This is a genomic window from Streptomyces sp. NPDC015144 (assembly GCF_043079735.1).
GTDB lineage: Bacteria > Actinomycetota > Actinomycetes > Streptomycetales > Streptomycetaceae > Streptomyces.
The window spans coordinates 35,570-51,406 of sequence record NZ_JBIBUU010000010.1 but is presented as its reverse complement, the minus strand read 5'-3'; the positions used below and the strand labels follow the sequence as shown (position 1 = coordinate 51,406).

Here is a 15,837-nt window from a genome sequence, read left to right as displayed (position 1 = left end):
GCTCAGGACCGCTGGGAGGCAATCAGGTCGCGGTACCACCCGAAGCTGTCCCGGGGGGTGCGGCGACCGGTGGCGAAGTCGACCTCGACCAGGCCGAAGCGCTGGTGGTAGCCCTCGGCCCACTCGAAGTTGTCGAGCAGCGACCAGGTGAAGTAGCCGCGTACGTCCACCCCGAGGTCGACGGCGCGGGCGATCGCGGCGATGTGCCCGGCGAGGTAGTCGATGCGCGCCCGGTCGTGCAGTCCGGCCGGCTGGGAGCAGCCGTTCTCGGTGATCCACACCGGCGGAAGGCGGTCGCCGTAGCGGTCCTGGAGGCCGGTGAGCAGCTCCGTCAGCCCGTCCGGGACCACCGGCCAGTCGAACGCGGTCCGCTCGTACGGCTCCGCGGGCTCGGCCAGGTCGAAGGGGAGTGCGGCGGTGGGATCGGCGGGGGCGGTCACCCAGGTGGGGTTGTAGTAGTTGACGCCCAGTCCGTCCAGCGGAGCGGCGATCGTGGCGAGGTCGCCGTCGCGCACCACGCCTCCCCAGCTGCCGTCGGTCATGCCGTAGGCCGAGAGGTCCGGATAACTCCCGGTCAGGATCGGGTCGTTGAAGAGACGGTTGTGCAGCACGTCGTAGGCGTGGGCGGCCGCCACGTCCTCGTCCCGCCGGGCGTCGGGGCGCAGCCGGACGGGGGTGCAGTTGTTGGCGATCAGCACCTGGGCGTTCGGCACGGCGGCCCGCAGCGCCGCGGTCGCGAGGCCGTGGCCGAGCAGTTGGTGGTGCGCCACGGGCAGCGCGTCCAGCATCAGCGCGTGGCCGGGGGCGTGGACGCCGAAGCCGTAGCCGAAGGACATGTGGACGAAGGGCTCGTTCAGGGTGATCCACCGCGCGACGCGGTCGCCCAGCCGCTCGGCGACCACGGCCGCGTACTCGGCGAACCGGTGGGCGGTCTCGCGGTTCAGCCATCCGCCCCCGTCCTCCAGGGCCTGCGGCAGGTCCCAGTGGAACAGGGTGGGCGTGGGCTCGATCCCGGCGTCGAGCAGGGAGTCGACCAGGCGGTCGTAGAAGTCCAGTCCGCGCGGCTCGACCCGGCCCGCGCCGGCCGGCAGCACCCGGGTCCAGGAGAGGGAGAACCGGTAGGCGTCGAGCCCGAGGCGGCGCATCAGCGCGACGTCCTCCTCGAACCTGCGGTGGTGGTCGCAGGCGATGTCGCCGGTGTGACCGTCGCGCACGGCCCCGGGGCGCCGCACGAAGGTGTCCCAGATGGATGCCCCCTTTCCGTCCGCCTCGGCCGCGCCCTCGATCTGGTACGCGGCGGTCGACGCACCCCAGACGAAGCCGGCCGGGAGCCGGGGGGAGCGGGTGGCATCGGTGGAACTCGTCGTCACTGGCGCCTGCCTTCATGGGTGAGATGCGGGCCGTCCGGATCCGGCCGTCCGCGCATGGCTCCGGAACTCCGCCGATCGGCGGCCCGGGGGCGGCGTTCCGTGGCCGGGGCACGCCGCCCGAGGTGGGCCGCACCGTAACATGAACGCGCGTTCATGTTCTATGGGTCGGCAGGACCGGGACGGGACGCCCTCCGGTGGGCCGGGCCGGGGCGGCCGGGAAGCGGCGCGAGCGCCCGCGCGGACGCGGGACACCGGCACTGCTGGTGGTTGGCCGCTGTCGGCGGTTCGGCCGGTACGTGGCCCGTCACCCGCGAGGTGGACGCGGCATGGCGCGGGCGGTCCGGCGGTGTCGTTCCCGTACCGGGCGGGACCGCGGTACCAGGCTCGTCGTGTGCTTGTCACCACCGGGATCAAGCGCCACTACGCGGCCGCGCGGGAAACCCTGCGTCTGCGGCCCCACGCCGCCGAACTCCCCGCCCGCACGGGCGCCGGCCCGCTGGCCCCGGCCGCCCGGACGGCGCGGGCCCCGGCCGACCGTGAGCCCGAGGAGATCCGCCATCTGTCGGTGGTCGCCGTCGCCACCCTCGACCTCGCCGCCATGCGGACCCTCGCGTACGCCGCCTCCCTCGGGCAGCCCGTCCTCGCCGTCCACATGGGCGGTGGAGAGCCGGGCGGCCGGCTCCGGCGTGGTCAGGACGCGGATGGGGCGTGGCCCATGGGCGCTGCGCGTGCCGGGGCACCGGTGTCGGTGAAGGCCGCGGCACAGCGCAGGTGGGCGTTCCGTTCGTCGGGGAGGGGACCACCCGCCCCCGAGCCCGACGTTCCCGGGGGCGGCCCGGGCCGGTCCCGCCCGCGTACGGGAAGGACCGGCCCGGCCGTCGGCTACGGGCCCGGTGCCACCGGGGCCGGGGCGTAGCCGGTGGGGCGGGAGGTGAAGGTGCCGCGCCCCTGGGTCCGGCTGCGCAGCCGGGTCGCGTAGCCGAACAGCTCCGCCAGCGGGACGGTCGCCGTGAGCACCGCCGTACCCGAACGGGCGGTCTGGCCGGAGACCCGGCCGCGCCGGGCCGCCAGATCGCCGAGCACCCCGCCCACGGCGTCGTCGGGCACCGTCACGGTGACCTCCGCCACCGGCTCCAGCAGCACCATCGCGCTCGCCCGCAGCGCCTCGCGGAGCGCGAACCGGCCGGCCGTGCGGAACGCCATCTCCGAGGAGTCCTTGGAGTGGGTCGCCCCGTCGGTCAGTGTGACCCGCACCCCGGTCACCGGATGCCCACCGAGGGGGCCCTCGGCCAGCGCGTCCCGGCAGCCCGCCTCCACCGCCCGGACGTACTCCTGCGGCACCCGGCCGCCGACGACCGTGGACCGGAACGCGAAACCGGCCTCGCCGCCGTCCCCGTCCCCGGCCTCCAACGGCTCGACGTCGAGGACGACATGGGCGAACTGGCCCGCCCCGCCGTCCTGCTTCACATGCCGGTACACCAGCCCCGAGACCCCGCGGGCCACCGTCTCCCGGTACGCCACCTGCGGCCGGCCGACGCCGATCTCCAGCTCGTGCGCGCGCCGGATCTTCTCCACCGCGACCTCCAGATGCAGTTCTCCCATCCCCGACAGCACCGTCTGACCGGTCTCGGGGTCGGTCCGGACCGTCAGCGAGGGGTCCTCCTCGACGATCCGCGTCAGCGCCGTCACCAGCCGTTCGGTGTCGGTGCTCCGCCGCGCCTCGACCGCCACCGAGACCACCGGGGCGGCGGCGGAGGGCGGTTCGAGCACCAGCGGGGCCGAGGGCGCGCAGAGCGTGGCCCCGGCGCGGGCCGCCTTGAGCCCGATCACCGCGACGATGTCCCCGGCCACCGCCGTGTCCACGTCCGTGTGCCGCCCCGCCTGCACCCGCAGGATCCGCCCGACGCGCTCGTGGCGCCGTACCGCCGCGTCCAGCACCGTGTCCCCCTTCCGGACCGTGCCCGAGTAGACCCGCAGGAACGTCAGCCGTCCCGTGGCCGTCGAGTTGACCTTGAACACCAGCGCCGCGAACGGTGCCGACGGATCGGCGGCCCGCTCCTGCACCGCGTCGCCCAGCGTGCCGCGCACCGGCGGAACGTCCAGCGGCGAGGGCAGGTAGGCCACGACCGCCTCCAGCAGTGGTTCGATCCCGCGGTTGCGGTAGGCCGAGCCGCACAGCACCACCACGGCCTCCCCGGTACGGGTCAGATCGCGCAGCGCGCCCCGCAGCGTCCTCTCGGAGAGCGACGCCCCCGCGCAGAACTCCTCCAGCGCCGCCGGATGGAGCTCCGCCACCGCCTCGTCCAGCAGCCTCCTGCGCCGCAACGCCTCGGCACGCAACTCCTCCGGCACCGCGCCCTCCTCGAAGCCGTCGGCCCCGTCGGCCCAGACCAGCGCCCGCATGCGCAGCAGGTCGACCACCCCGGTGAAGCCGTCCTCGGCCCCGATCGGCAGCTGGACCGCGAGCGGAACGGTGTGCAGCCGGTCCCTGATCGACGCGACCGCGGTGTCGAGGTCGGCCCCGGCACGGTCCAGCTTGTTGACGAACGCGATCCTCGGCACACCGTGCCGGTCCGCCTGCCGCCACACCGACTCGCTCTGCGGCTCGACGCCCGCGACGGCGTCGAACACCGCGACGGCCCCGTCGAGCACCCGCAGCGAACGCTCCACCTCGTCGGAGAAGTCCACATGGCCCGGGGTGTCGAGCAGGTTGATCCGGTGCCCGTCCCAGGAACAGCTCACCGCCGCCGCGAAGATGGTGATCCCGCGGTCGCGCTCCTGCGGGTCGAAGTCGGTGACGGTCGTGCCGTCGTGGACCTCGCCCCGTTTGTGGACGGCGCCGGTGAGGTACAGGATCCGCTCGGTGACGGTGGTCTTGCCCGCGTCGACGTGGGCGAGGATGCCCAGGTTGCGGACGGCGGTGAGCGGACTGGTGGGTCGACGGTGCAGTTCGGTACGCACGGCCCATGGCCTTTCGGAGTGATCCGGAACGGAAGGGTGCGCGATTGCCGGACGGACCGGCCCGTCATCGGGCCGGGACCCCGCGCCGGTGCGGGGCACCGACGGGCCGCGGCCCGGCCGTGGCGGCGGGCGGCGGCGAGGAGGGCGGGGTGTCCGTCAGGGGATCCGGAGCGGGCCGCGCGGCCCGCACCGGGCGCACCGAGACACCAGGAACACCTCGTACCGCGACGGGGGGACGACGGCGGTGGTGTGGTGACGCACGGCCTGTCTCCCCTCACTGGTCACGGTGCGCGCCGCGGCACGGTCGCGGCGGGCGATGTGCGGTGAGTGTAGTGAGGCGCCAGGCCCGCGAGGAATCGATTTTCCCGACTCGTGTCCGGTTCACGTCCGGCCCATGTCCAGTCCGTCGAACGGGCGTTGAATGCGTCGGCCCATGGTGGAACGATCCGGGGGACCGCAGGGGAAAGAGGAAGGAACCACAACGATGGACGAGGCACGCGGCCCCGCCGCCACGGTGTTCGACGCGCTGGGCGCCGACTACGAGCGGGCGTTCGGCCGGTCGGCCGCCCACCACGCCTCGCTGCGAAGGCTGCTGGACGACCTCGCGCCGCACGGCCGGGTCCTGGACGTCGGCAGCGGCACGGGGCGGCCCACCGCCCAGGTCCTGTCCGAGGCCGGTCACGAGGTGCACGGGGTCGATGTGTCACCCGTCATGGTCGAACTCGCGGCCCGTAATGTGCCCGGTGCGTCCTTCACCTGTGCCGACATCCTCCGACTGCCCCTGGAGGAGCAGAGCTTCGACGCCGCCTGCGCGTACTTCTCGCTGCTCCAGATGGCGCGCGCGGACCAGTCCCGGCTGCTGCGGAAGCTCGCCCGGCTGCTGGTGCCCGGCGGCCACCTGGTCGTGGCCACGGTGCCGCTGGACGTCGAGGACGTCGACGTCGTCTTCATGGGGCAGCGGGTACGGGCCACGAGCTTCGGCCCGGAGGAGTTCACCGAGCTCGTCACCGGGGCCGGCTTCACGGTCCTCTGGGAGCAGAGCACGATCTTCACCCCGGAGTACGAAGGAGCCTCGGCCGAGCCCCAGCTGTTCCTGCACTGCCGAAGGGCCTGACACCGGCCCCGGGCGGGGCGGGCGTCAGGCCCTTCAGGGTTTCCTCCGTCCGGCGGGACCGGCCGTTCAGCGCCCGGCCGACGCGGGCCGCCGGCGGAGGGGGCGCCGGGCCGCGGAGCACCACCGCCCCGAAGTCCCGGTCAGCGGCGTCCTCCAGTCGCGCAGCGCCTGCCTGCCGCAGCCGCGCAACTGCGCGGGCGAGAGCGGCACGCCCTGGCCGCCCCGGGTGACCAGGGCGCTCACCGGCGACATCGGGTCCATGGCCATGCTCTTGGCGAGCAGGACACCGATCACCACGGGGGCCAGGGACAGCGCCAGCGTGGTGCCGGCCGAGGTGACGTGGCGGATGCGGGCGTGCGGCGGTGTGTCGGGAAGCATGACCCCCATTCGACCGGCGACCGTGCCGCGGCGGATCGGGCCGGGTACTCAGGACCGCACCGCCCGGGTACTCAGACCCGGGCTCCGCTACGCGTTGGTGCCGGGGCCGGAGCCCCTGCCCGAGACGGCCTTGATCCCCTTCGTGATGTCGTCCATCACGGAGAGCGCGGGTGCCTCGGCGCTGATGTCGAAACCGGACCGGACCACGATCAGCAGCTCCTTGGAGCGGGGCGAGGGGAAGGCCAGCGACTGGACGTACCCGTCGTCGCCGTTCTTCGTCACCACCTTCCAGCGCACCAGATAGCCCTGCTCCCCGGCGACGGTGACCGCCTCGGACTTCAGCTCCTTGTGCGAGGTGATGCCGCCGTAGATCTCCTCGCCGTACGACTCCGAGGCATTGGCCGTGATGTCCTTGAGCGCGGTGGCCTTCGCCGTCGTGGTGTCGAGCTTCAGCGACTTCGCGGGCATGGAGAACACCCCGCCGCGCACGCACTGCTCGGAGGGCTTGCCGGGGCAGGGGTACTCGCCCGTGGTCACGCCCGCGCCGCCGACCCCGGAGGTGCCCTGCCAGCCGTCCGGCACCGGCAGGCCGATCCCGCTCATCAGGTCCGTGGCGTAACCGTCCTCGGTCTGCGGCAGGCCCTTCTCCTCGCCCCGGTTCTCGCCGCCGCCCCGACCGTCCTGTCCGCCCTGTCCGTCCGGTCCGCGGTGGCGGCCGTCCGAAGGCGCGGTGGACGGGGTCCGGTCCGCGCGGTCGTTCCGGCCGTCCGAGGTGTCCGACAGCAGGAGGACGCCGCCCGCCACGGCGGCGAGGGCCACCACGGCGGCGGTGACGCCCAGCGCGATACGGGTTCGGCGGCGCCGGGCCGCGGCGGGCGGCACCCGGAGGTGGTCGGTCCACCGGGTACCGTCCCACCAGCGTTCGTGGACGGGGCCAATTCCTGTGTACCCGGGGTCTGGATGCCAGCCGGGCGGGCTTGTCTCGGTCACGCCCCCACCGTAGAGCGATTGCGTGAGAATCTCATGAATCCGCCCGGCGGTCCTCGCCGCCGGCCCGTACCGTCCCCAGGGGAGACCGAACGATGGGTGAACAGCCGCCGGTACGGATCGAGCGCGACGGCGCCGTCCTCACCGTGATCCTGAACCGGCCCGAGGTGCGCAACGCGGTCGACGGGCCGACGGCGAAGCTCCTGGCCGATGCCTTCCGCGCGTTCGACGCCGACCCGGACGCCTCCGTCGCCGTGCTGTGGGGCGAGGGCGGGACCTTCTGCGCGGGCGCCGACCTGAAGGGCATCGGCACGGAGCGCGGCAACACGGTGCGGGCCGGGGGCGACGGGCCGATGGGGCCCACCCGGATGCGGCTGGGCAAGCCGGTCGTCGCGGCCGTCTCCGGTCACGCGGTCGCGGGCGGCCTGGAGCTGGCGCTCTGGTGCGATCTGCGGGTGGCCGAGGAGGACGCGGTGTTCGGGGTCTTCTGCCGCCGCTGGGGCGTGCCGCTGGTGGACGGCGGCACGGTACGGCTGCCGAGGCTGATCGGGGAGAGCCGGGCCATGGACATGATCCTCACCGGGCGGCCGGTCCCGGCCCCGGAGGCGTACGCCATGGGGCTCGCCAACCGGATCGTCCCGCCCGGCAAGGCACGTGCGGAGGCCGAGCGGCTGGCGCGGGAGCTCGCCGCCTTCCCTCAACTGTGCCTGCGCCACGACCGGCTCTCGGTGTACGAGCAGTGGGGACTGGGTGAACAGGAGGCGCTGGCCGCGGAGTTCCGGCACGGGACGGTGCCGCTGAACGCGGGCGAGACGCTGGCCGGGGCCGAGCGCTTCGGCGACGGGGCGGGCCGGCACGGCTCGTTCGACGACTGAGCGACCGGGCGGCACGGGTGGGCGGAAATTCTCGCGACGGTCCCGTGCCCGGCTCCTAGGATCGGTGGATGTCGATCACCCGTACGTACCCGGCCAAGCCGCGCCCCGGTGACCGTGTCGCCGTCATCTCCCCGTCCTCCGGCCTCCCCGGCATCCTGCCCCGCCCCTACGAGCTGGGACTGCGCAGGCTCCGCGAGGAGTTCGGGCTCGTCCCCGTCGAGTATCCGACGACGCGGAAGATGGGCTCGACCCCGCAGGAGAGAGCCGCCGACATCCACGCCGCCTTCGCCGACCCGGACATCAAGGCCGTGATCTCCAGCATCGGCGGCGACGACCAGATCACCGTACTGCCTCACCTCGACCGCGCGTTGCTGCGCGCCAACCCCAAGCCCTTCTTCGGGTACAGCGACAACACCAACCTGCTGGTCCTCCTCGACCGCCTGGGCATCGTCGGCTACCACGGCGGGACGGTGATGTGCGAGTACGGGCGCCCCGGCGCGATGCACCCGCTGACCACCGACGCCCTGCGGGCCGCACTCTTCACCAGCGGTCCCTTCGAGCTCTCCCCGGCGAAGGAGACCAAGACGACGGACCGCCGCTGGGAGGACCCGGAGACCTTCGAGTCCGAACCCGAGACGCGCCCCTGCGACGGCTGGATCTGGCACAACGCCGAGGGCCGGACGGTGAAGGGGGCGAGCTGGGGCGGGGAAGTGGTGATCGTGTCCTGGCTGCTGATGGCCGACCGGGAGATCGGTCCGGTGGAGAGCTACGCGGGCCGGGTGCTGTTCCTGGAGACGAGCGAGGAGCTGCCCCCGGCGGTGGAGGTCTACCGGATCCTGCGCAACATGGGGGAGCGCGGTCTGCTCGCACAGTTCCCCGCCCTCCTCATGGGCCGCGCCAAGGACTGGTCGTTCGAGCGGCCGCTGGACGCCGAGGAAGGGAAGCGGTACCGCGCGGAGCAGCACGAGGCGGTCCTGCGCGCCCTGGCCGAGTACGCCCCGGACACCATGGCCGTCCTCGACGTCGACCTCGGCCACACCGACCCGCAGCTGGTCATCCCGTACGGCGGGCAGATCGAGGTGGACGGGGTGGGGCGCCGCATCGTCGTCACCTACTGACGGCCGGGCCCGGCCGCCGTCTTTGGTCCGACCATATGGGGTGTGTGACATAGTGGGAGACCGGGTGGCGGAGGCGAGGGCGACCGGGTGATCCGGTCGAGGCAGGGGGTGCGCGATGCCCGTCGAGTGGCAACCCGTACGGCAGTCCCGTACGCATGAGCTGGTGCTCCAGAGCATCGAGGAGCGGGTGTTCGCCGGTGAGTTGAAGGCCGGTGACCGGCTGCCGCCCGAGCGTGAGCTCGCGCCGGTGCTCGGGGTCAGCCGGTCCGCGCTGCGCGAGGCGCTGCGGGTGCTGGAGACCATCGGTGTGCTCGTCGCCCAGCCGGGCCGGGGGCCGGATGCCGGGGCGCGGATCGTCCGCAACCCGGACGACGCGCTCGGACGGCTGCTCCGGCTCCACTTCGCGCTGGGCAGCTACAGCCTGGAGGACGTCCTGGAGGCGCGCGTCGTCCTGGAGCGGTCCAGCTTCGAGGCCGCCGCCCGGCACGCCTCCCCGCAGGATCTCGACGAGGCGCGGGCACTCGTCGAGGCCATGGGGAAGCCGGGTGTGGCGGTGGCGGAGTTCAACGACCTGGACACCCGGTTCCATGTGCACATCGCCCGCAGCTCCGGCAACGAGCTGACCTCCACGCTCACCTCCGCCGTCCGTGAATCGGTGCGGCCGCTGATCCTGAGGGCGCTGGAGGCGGCGGAGGACTGGCCGGCCACGGCGGCCGCGCTCAACGCCGAGCACGCCGAACTGCTGCGCCTGCTGGGCGCGGGCCGGGGCCCGGCCGCCGCCGACCTGGTCGAGCGGCATATCCGGAGTCTCCACGGCACGCTGGTCGACGAGAGCCCGGGGCGGGACGAAGCGGATTCCTAGCGGATTCCTAGCGGGTTCCTGAGGGGGCCGGCTCGGGCCGGACGGTGACCGCATTGTTGTCAGGTGCATGACTTCTGCTGCGAGGTCGGTGGCGTCGCGTCTTCGTTTTCCGGACCGAGGCTAGTATGGTCTGACCATAAAATCGACGTAGCGAACGGAGAGACCCTTGCGCATCGGACTCTTCGCCACCTGTCTGGGAGACACACTCTTCCCCGAGGCGGTGAAATCGACCGCGGTCCTGCTCGCCCGCCTGGGCCACGACGTGGTGTTCCCGCCGGAGCAGACCTGCTGCGGCCAGATGCATGTCAACACCGGCTACCAGCGCGAACCCGTACCCCTGGTGCGGAACTTCGCCGAGCAGTTCGGCGACGCCTCGTTCGACGCCGTCGTCATGCCGTCCGGATCGTGCGCCGGATCGGTCCGCCACCAGCACGAGATCGTCGCCGAGCGGTACGGGGACGCGGCGCTGCGCGCGGGCGTCGCCACCGTCAAGGCCAAGACGTACGAACTGTCGGAGCTGCTGGTGGACGTGCTCGGCGTCGAGGACGTCGGCGCGTACTTCCCGCACCGGGTGACGTACCACCCCACCTGTCACTCGCTGCGGATGCTGCGGGTCGGGGACAAGCCGCTGAAGCTGCTCCGGGCCGTCGACTCGATCGATCTGGTCGAGCTCCCGGAGGCCGACTCCTGCTGCGGCTTCGGCGGCACCTTCGCGGTCAAGAACGCCGACACCTCCACCGCCATGCTCCAGGACAAGATGCGCAACATCTCCGCCACCGAGGCCGACGTCTGCACCGCGGGCGACTCCTCGTGCCTGATGCACATCGGCGGCGGACTCTCCCGGATCAGGTCGGGCACACGCACCCTCCACCTCGCCCAGATCCTCGCCGCCACCCGTACCTCGCCGTACGTCCCCACGGAGGCCGTCCGATGAGCAGCACCTTCCTCGGCATGCCCGCGACTCCGCCCCGCTCCCCGTACGGAACGGGCAACCTCCGCGGCGACCGGTCGTTCCCCAAGGCGGCCCACGACGAACTGCGCAACGAACAGCTCCGCCGCAACCTCGGCCGCGCCACCCGCACCATCCGCGCCAAACGCCTCCACGTCACCGCCGAGCTGCCCGACTGGGAGGAGCTGCGCACGGCGGGTTCGGCCATCAAGACCGACACCATGAACCGGCTCCCCGAACTGCTGGAACAGCTGGAGCGGAAGGTCACCGAGCGCGGCGGCACCGTCCACTGGGCCCGCGACGGCGCCGAGGCCAACGAGATCGTCGCCCGGCTGGTCCGGGCCACCGGCAGCCGCGAGGTCATCAAGGTCAAGTCGATGGCCACCCAGGAGACCGGCCTCAACGAGCACCTCGAATCGGTCGGCATCACCCCGTACGAGACGGACCTCGCCGAACTCATCGTCCAGCTCGCGCACGACAAGCCCTCGCACATCCTGGTCCCCGCGATCCACCGCAACCGCGACGAGATCCGGCAGATCTTCCTCAAGGAGATCCCCGGCGTCGACCCGGGCCTGGACAACGTGCCCGCCCATCTGGCCGCCACCGCCCGCGCCTATCTGCGCGAGAAGTTCATGACGACCAAGGTGGCCGTCTCCGGCGCCAACTTCGGCATCGCCGAGACCGGCACCCTCGCCGTCGTGGAGTCCGAGGGCAACGGCCGGATGTGCCTCACCCTGCCCGACACCCTGATCACCGTCATGGGCATCGAGAAGGTGCTGCCGTGCTACCAGGACCTGGAGGTCTTCCTCCAGCTGCTGCCGCGCTCCTCCACCGGGGAGCGGATGAACCCGTACACCTCGATGTGGACCGGCGTCACCCCGGGCGACGGGCCGCAGGACTTCCATCTGGTCCTGCTCGACAACGGACGCACCGCGGCGCTCGCCGACCGGATCGGCCGCGAGGCGCTCAACTGCATCCGCTGCTCGGCCTGTCTCAACGTCTGCCCGGTGTACGAGCGGGCCGGCGGCCACGCCTACGGATCGACCTACCCCGGACCGATCGGCGCGGTCCTCACCCCGCAGCTCGCCGGGATGCACGCGGCCAAGAACGACCCGAACAGCTCGCTGCCGTACGCCTCCAGCCTCTGCGGCGCCTGCTTCGACGCCTGCCCAGTCAAGATCGACATCCCGTCGCTGCTGGTCGAACTCCGCCACCAGAGCACCGAGCAGTCCGGCACGACGGCGGAGAAGCTGGCCATGAAGGCCGCGGCCACCGTCATGAAGCATCCGAAGCTCTTCACGGCCGCGCAGAAGGGCGGCGGCATCGGGCGGGTCATCGCCGGACGGGACGGCAGGATCTCCCATCTGCCCCCGCCGTTCGACGGCTGGAGCGAGAGCCGGGACATCGCCGCGCCACCGAAGGAGACCTTCCGTTCCTGGCTGGCGTCACCGGAGGGCGGCGCGACGATGCGGGCCGCCGAGGCCGAGTACCGGAAGAAGAAGGAAGAGGAGGAGGGGAAGTGACGACCGCTCGCGACACCGTGCTGGGCCGGATCAAGGACGCCCTCGCACTCGCCCCCGCACCGCGGACCACCGTGGAGCGCGCCTACCGCACCGGCCGCACCCTCCCCGACGACGAACGCCTGGCCCTCTTCACCGACCGGCTCGTCGACTACAGGGCCACCGTGCACCCCTGCACCGCCGACCGCACCGCCCAGGTCGTCGCCGAGGTGCTGGCCGAGCGCGGGGCGCGGCGGATCGGGGTGCCCGCCGGTCTCGACCCGGGCTGGCTCGACGCGTACGACGGGGAGGTCCGGCGGGACTCCGCCGACATCCCGGCCCCCCGGCTCGACGAACTGGACGGGGTGCTCACCGCCTCGGCCGTCGGCTGCGCCGAGACCGGCACGATCTTCCTGGACGGCTCGCCGGACCAGGGGCGGCGGGCCCTGACCCTCGTCCCCGACCTGCATGTGTGCGTCGTCGACCTGTCGGCCGTCGAGGCGGGGGTGCCGGAGGCGGTCGCCCGGCTGGTGCCGGAACGGCCGACGACGCTGATCAGCGGACCCTCGGCCACCTCCGACATCGAACTGGAGCGGGTGGAGGGGGTGCACGGACCGCGCACCCTCGCCGTGGTCGTCCGGACCGACGCGTAGGACGGAGCCGTAGAGGGGGTGCGCGGCGCCCGCGCGCCGCGCACCCCGGCGCTCAGCCGTGCGTGACGGCCACCGGCGCGAAGCCGATCCGGGTGGTCGCCCCGTCCCCGGCCCAGCGCACCTCCACGGTGTCCCCGTCCACCACCACACCGCTCACGACCCCGTCGAGCGGCGCCGCGTCGGCCTCCGCGGACAGCGAGGCGAGCGCGACCAGCACGGCCGTGCCCCCGGCGGGCGCCGACAGCCGGGGCACCACCGCCCAGGGTGTGTACGCGGTGCCCTGCGGGGCCCGGACCGCGTCGTGGGACTCCCAGCCGTGCAGCCCGTGCAGGGCGGAGACGAGGCCGTCGTCGCGGCCGGTCGCCCAGCCGGTCTGCTCCACCAGGGCCCCGTCCGGGGCGCCGCTCACCCGGTGCACCCGCAGCTCGTACCGGCCGCGCGCCACCGTGACGCTCTCCACCCGCAGCCCCGGCACCATCGGCGAGCCCGAGGTGAAGACCGGACGGTGCCAGGAGGCGGCCCAGCCCCAGCCGTCGCCCCCGCCGGCGCCCAGCGCCCGGACGATCCGGCGCTCGCTGCGCGCCCCGGCGACGACCACGGCCAGATGGTTGTCGGCGGCGTTGCCCGCGGCCGTGGGGCCGGTCACCGTGGAGTACGACTGGCGGCTGTACAGCGGGTCGTCCTGGACCTGCCCCTCGCCCTCGTGCACGCGCACGTGGTCGCTGCCGTGGTTGTGCAGCCGTACGATCCCGTCGGCGCCGGTCGACTGGACGAGCAGTCCCGGCGCGGGCAGGGCGAGGACCCGGTCGGGCCCCTCGCTCGGCGCGGGTTCCTCGGTCGCCGTCCACAGCGGATGCTCCTGCGGGGCGAGCAGCGCGACGAACGCCTTGGACGCCCAGTACGGCGACGCGGGCGCCGAGTAGCTCTGCAACGAGGCCTGGTGCGGGCCGTGCCAGCCCAGGTTCAGCAGTCCGTCCGTGCCCGTCGCGCCCCGGTCCAGGAAGTAGCGCAGCGCACCGCTGGCCAGCCGCCGCGAGACACCGGGCGTGAGCGGGGTGTGCCCGGTGAGGGCGCCCAGCGCGACGGAGGAGGCGGCCGCGAACCGGTAGGTCAGCGAGCGGCCGAAGTGGATCGGCGCGCCGTCGCCGCCGAACGTCAGCGAGAAGCCCGCCAGGTGTTCGCGCAGCCGGTCCCCGTAGCGCGCGGACAGCTCCGCGTCGCCCGACAGGTACGCGTCCAGCACCGGATACAGGTGCAGCGCCCAGCCGTTGTAGTGGTCGAAGGCCCGGCCGTCGCCGTCCGCGTACCAGCCGTCGCCCCGGTACCAGCCCTCCATCAGCTCCAGGGCGCGTTCCCTGGCCCGCGCGGGCAGGGCGTCGCCCCGGCCCACGGACTCCAGGAACCCGGCCACGGAGTACGGGAACAGGTACCAGTTGTTGGGGGAGGGGACGTGGCGCAGCGCGTCGCGCAGCCATGCCTCCGTCCGGTCCCGCACCCCGTCGTCCAGCCGGTCCCAGAGCCACGGCCGGGTCAGCCGCAGCCCGATGGCGACCGAGGCGGACTCGACCATGGGCTGGCCGAAGACGCCGTGGTCGCGGATGAGCGGCCAGGACTCGGCGTCCTCCCGGCCGGGGGTACGGGTCCCGGCGGCCAGCCCGTCCGCGTACCGGCCCAGCCAGCCGTGCGGGTCGCCGCCCTCCGCGCCCGCCACCCGGAACGCGGCGGCCAGGAAGGTGCGCGCGTACCCCTCCAGGCCGTCGGAGCGCACCCCGGACGAGGACGGCCGGCCCGGCAGGTCCAGCAGGGCGCCGCCCGGGGTGGCCCACTGCCAGGCGGCCCGCAGCAGTCCGTCGGCGGCGGCCTCCCAGTGGGCCCGGGTGTAGCCGGTGTGCGGGCTCGACACCCGGTCCTCGGCGGGGAGTTCGATGGGGGAGGTCGGGTGTGCGGCGGTCATGCGAGAAACGCCAGCCTTTCGCGTCGTACGGGGTGGGCGAAGCCGTCGCCCGCGGCCCAGCGGCCGGTCTCGGCGGCCGCCAGGTCGACCAGCCGCCGCAGCTCGTTGCCCTGGGAACCGGCGAGGTGCGGGGTGATCAGGGCGCCCGGGCACTCCCAGAGCGGGTGCGCGGCGGGCAGTTCGTCGGGGTCGGTGACGTCCAGGACGGCCCGGACACGGCCTTCGCGGAGTACGTCGACAAGAGCGTCCTGGTCGACGACCGCGCCCCGCGCGGTGTTCAGGAGCACGGCGTCCGGGCGCATCGAGGTGAGCAGTTCCCGGCTGACGAGCCCGCGGGTGGCGGGCAGGAGCGGGGTGTGGACGCTCACCACGTCGCTCCGCCCGAAGAGTTCGGCCGGCCCGACGAGGCGGACCCCCATCTCCGCGGCCTCCGCCTCGGAGACGTACGGGTCGTGCAGCAGCACCGGCAGGTCGTAGGGGCGCAGCAGTTCGATGACGCGGCGGCCGATCATCGAGGCGGAGAGGATGCCCACGGTGCGGCCGTAGTTGCCGATGTGGCCGGGAAGTTCCAGCCAGTTCTCGCGGCGGCGCAGGGTGCGGTAGTCGTGGGACCGTTCCAGGACGCGCTTGCCGGAGAGCAGGATCATCGCGACGGTGTACTCGGCGACCGGCAGGGCGTTGGCGGCGGCGGCCGACGAGACCTCGATGCCGCGTTCCCAGCACGCCTCGGTGATGTGGCCGCGGACGCTGCCCGCGGTGTGGACCACCGCGCGCAGGCCGGGTGCCGAGGCCAGGGCCTCCTCGTCGATCGGCGGGCAGCCCCAGCCGGTGATCAGGATCTCGGTTTCGGCGAGGACGGAACGGGCCCGGTCGGTGGTGAAGTCGTCGAGCACCGGCAGCGGTGCGGGCTCGCACACCGCGCCGAGCGCGGCCAGGGCCGGTCCGTCGAGCAGCGCGGCCGCGGCGGCGGGCCGCATGGCGAAGGCGGCGCGCGGCCGGTGGCGGGCGGCCGGGGTTCCGGTTGCGGGGTGGGGCATCTCTCTCCTGGTGGGAGGTGCGGACGGCCGGGGCTCCGGGCACGGTTCGGCGGCTTCGCCGACCGGGCGGGTACACCTCC

At 73.6% G+C, this 15,837-nt stretch carries 14 protein-coding genes; 8 read left to right on the top strand and 6 right to left on the bottom strand.

Annotated features, from left to right (window positions below):
- Positions 1–2: 2 nt before the first annotated feature.
- Positions 3–1,370: a GH1 family beta-glucosidase gene (locus ACF08W_RS18645; protein ID WP_392279867.1), complete on the bottom strand. Its 1,368-nt coding sequence runs from the start codon at positions 1,368–1,370 to the stop codon at positions 3–5.
- Positions 1,371–1,761: 391 nt separating this feature from the next.
- Between ACF08W_RS18645 and ACF08W_RS18640 the strand changes: the two genes are divergently transcribed.
- Complete coding sequence (locus ACF08W_RS18640) at positions 1,762–2,286, top strand: hypothetical protein (RefSeq protein WP_392279866.1); 525 nt, start codon at positions 1,762–1,764, stop codon at positions 2,284–2,286.
- Here ACF08W_RS18640 and fusA read toward each other — a convergent pair.
- On the bottom strand, positions 2,253–4,331 hold the full coding sequence (fusA, locus tag ACF08W_RS18635) for an elongation factor G (protein WP_392279865.1): 2,079 nt from the start codon (positions 4,329–4,331) through the stop codon (positions 2,253–2,255). The two genes, ACF08W_RS18640 and fusA, sit on opposite strands and share 34 nt — an antisense overlap.
- A gap of 484 nt (positions 4,332–4,815) precedes the next feature.
- Here fusA and ACF08W_RS18630 point away from each other — a divergent pair, with 484 nt between their 5' ends.
- Positions 4,816–5,445: a class I SAM-dependent methyltransferase gene (locus tag ACF08W_RS18630; RefSeq protein WP_352274411.1), complete on the top strand. Its 630-nt coding sequence runs from the start codon at positions 4,816–4,818 to the stop codon at positions 5,443–5,445.
- A 66-nt stretch (positions 5,446–5,511) separates the two neighbouring features.
- Here ACF08W_RS18630 and ACF08W_RS18625 read toward each other — a convergent pair whose 3' ends face one another.
- A complete protein-coding gene (locus ACF08W_RS18625; protein WP_352274412.1) occupies positions 5,512–5,823 on the bottom strand; it encodes a hypothetical protein in 312 nt (103 codons plus the stop codon).
- An 87-nt stretch (positions 5,824–5,910) separates the two neighbouring features.
- Positions 5,911–6,813 carry a DUF2510 domain-containing protein gene (locus tag ACF08W_RS18620; RefSeq protein WP_385213658.1) on the bottom strand — a complete coding sequence of 301 codons (903 nt, stop codon included), beginning with the start codon at positions 6,811–6,813 and terminating at the stop codon, positions 5,911–5,913.
- A 92-nt stretch (positions 6,814–6,905) separates the two neighbouring features.
- Here ACF08W_RS18620 and ACF08W_RS18615 point away from each other — a divergent pair, with 92 nt between their 5' ends.
- From ACF08W_RS18615 to ACF08W_RS18590, 6 genes are all read left to right on the top strand, one after another.
- Positions 6,906–7,685 (top strand): crotonase/enoyl-CoA hydratase family protein, encoded by a 780-nt coding sequence (locus ACF08W_RS18615; RefSeq protein WP_385213655.1) that lies wholly within the window; start codon positions 6,906–6,908, stop codon positions 7,683–7,685.
- Between the two features lie 68 nt (positions 7,686–7,753).
- Complete coding sequence (locus ACF08W_RS18610; RefSeq protein WP_352274415.1) at positions 7,754–8,803, top strand: S66 peptidase family protein; 1,050 nt, start codon at positions 7,754–7,756, stop codon at positions 8,801–8,803.
- Positions 8,804–8,918: 115 nt separating this feature from the next.
- On the top strand, positions 8,919–9,665 hold the full coding sequence (locus ACF08W_RS18605) for a FadR/GntR family transcriptional regulator (protein ID WP_392279864.1): 747 nt from the start codon (positions 8,919–8,921) through the stop codon (positions 9,663–9,665).
- Positions 9,666–9,831: 166 nt separating this feature from the next.
- Positions 9,832–10,599: a (Fe-S)-binding protein gene (locus tag ACF08W_RS18600; protein ID WP_352274417.1), complete on the top strand. Its 768-nt coding sequence runs from the start codon at positions 9,832–9,834 to the stop codon at positions 10,597–10,599.
- Positions 10,596–12,137: a lactate utilization protein B gene (locus tag ACF08W_RS18595; RefSeq protein ID WP_392279863.1), complete on the top strand. Its 1,542-nt coding sequence runs from the start codon at positions 10,596–10,598 to the stop codon at positions 12,135–12,137. The genes ACF08W_RS18600 and ACF08W_RS18595 overlap by 4 nt, the downstream gene beginning before the upstream one ends.
- The gene (locus ACF08W_RS18590; RefSeq protein WP_385213644.1) at positions 12,134–12,766 is read left to right on the top strand and encodes a lactate utilization protein C; all 633 of its coding nucleotides are present in this window, start codon (positions 12,134–12,136) and stop codon (positions 12,764–12,766) included. The genes ACF08W_RS18595 and ACF08W_RS18590 overlap by 4 nt, the downstream gene beginning before the upstream one ends.
- Before the next feature lie 52 nt (positions 12,767–12,818).
- On the opposite strand, the gene ACF08W_RS18585 is transcribed toward ACF08W_RS18590, so the two are convergent.
- Both ACF08W_RS18585 and ACF08W_RS18580 read right to left on the bottom strand, forming a co-directional pair.
- The gene (locus ACF08W_RS18585) at positions 12,819–14,720 is read right to left on the bottom strand and encodes a DUF2264 domain-containing protein (protein WP_392279862.1); all 1,902 of its coding nucleotides are present in this window, start codon (positions 14,718–14,720) and stop codon (positions 12,819–12,821) included.
- On the bottom strand, positions 14,717–15,757 hold the full coding sequence (locus ACF08W_RS18580) for a hydroxyacid dehydrogenase (RefSeq protein WP_385213639.1): 1,041 nt from the start codon (positions 15,755–15,757) through the stop codon (positions 14,717–14,719). The genes ACF08W_RS18585 and ACF08W_RS18580 overlap by 4 nt, the downstream gene beginning before the upstream one ends.
- Between the last annotated feature and the right edge of the window lie 80 nt (positions 15,758–15,837).

Bases quoted from the DNA above. Each gene is read 5' to 3' on its own strand.
- ACF08W_RS18615 (WP_385213655.1), top strand. From the start codon at position 6,906: ATGGGTGAACAGCCGCCGGTACGGATCGAGCGCGACGGCGCCGTCCTC.
- ACF08W_RS18585 (WP_392279862.1), bottom strand. From the start codon at position 14,720: ATGACCGCCGCACACCCGACCTCCCCCATCGAACTCCCCGCCGAGGAC.
- ACF08W_RS18580 (WP_385213639.1), bottom strand. From the start codon at position 15,757: ATGCCCCACCCCGCAACCGGAACCCCGGCCGCCCGCCACCGGCCGCGC.
- ACF08W_RS18625 (WP_352274412.1), bottom strand. From the start codon at position 5,823: ATGCTTCCCGACACACCGCCGCACGCCCGCATCCGCCACGTCACCTCG.
- ACF08W_RS18595 (WP_392279863.1), top strand. From the start codon at position 10,596: ATGAGCAGCACCTTCCTCGGCATGCCCGCGACTCCGCCCCGCTCCCCG.
- ACF08W_RS18610 (WP_352274415.1), top strand. From the start codon at position 7,754: ATGTCGATCACCCGTACGTACCCGGCCAAGCCGCGCCCCGGTGACCGT.
- ACF08W_RS18630 (WP_352274411.1), top strand. From the start codon at position 4,816: ATGGACGAGGCACGCGGCCCCGCCGCCACGGTGTTCGACGCGCTGGGC.
- ACF08W_RS18605 (WP_392279864.1), top strand. From the start codon at position 8,919: ATGCCCGTCGAGTGGCAACCCGTACGGCAGTCCCGTACGCATGAGCTG.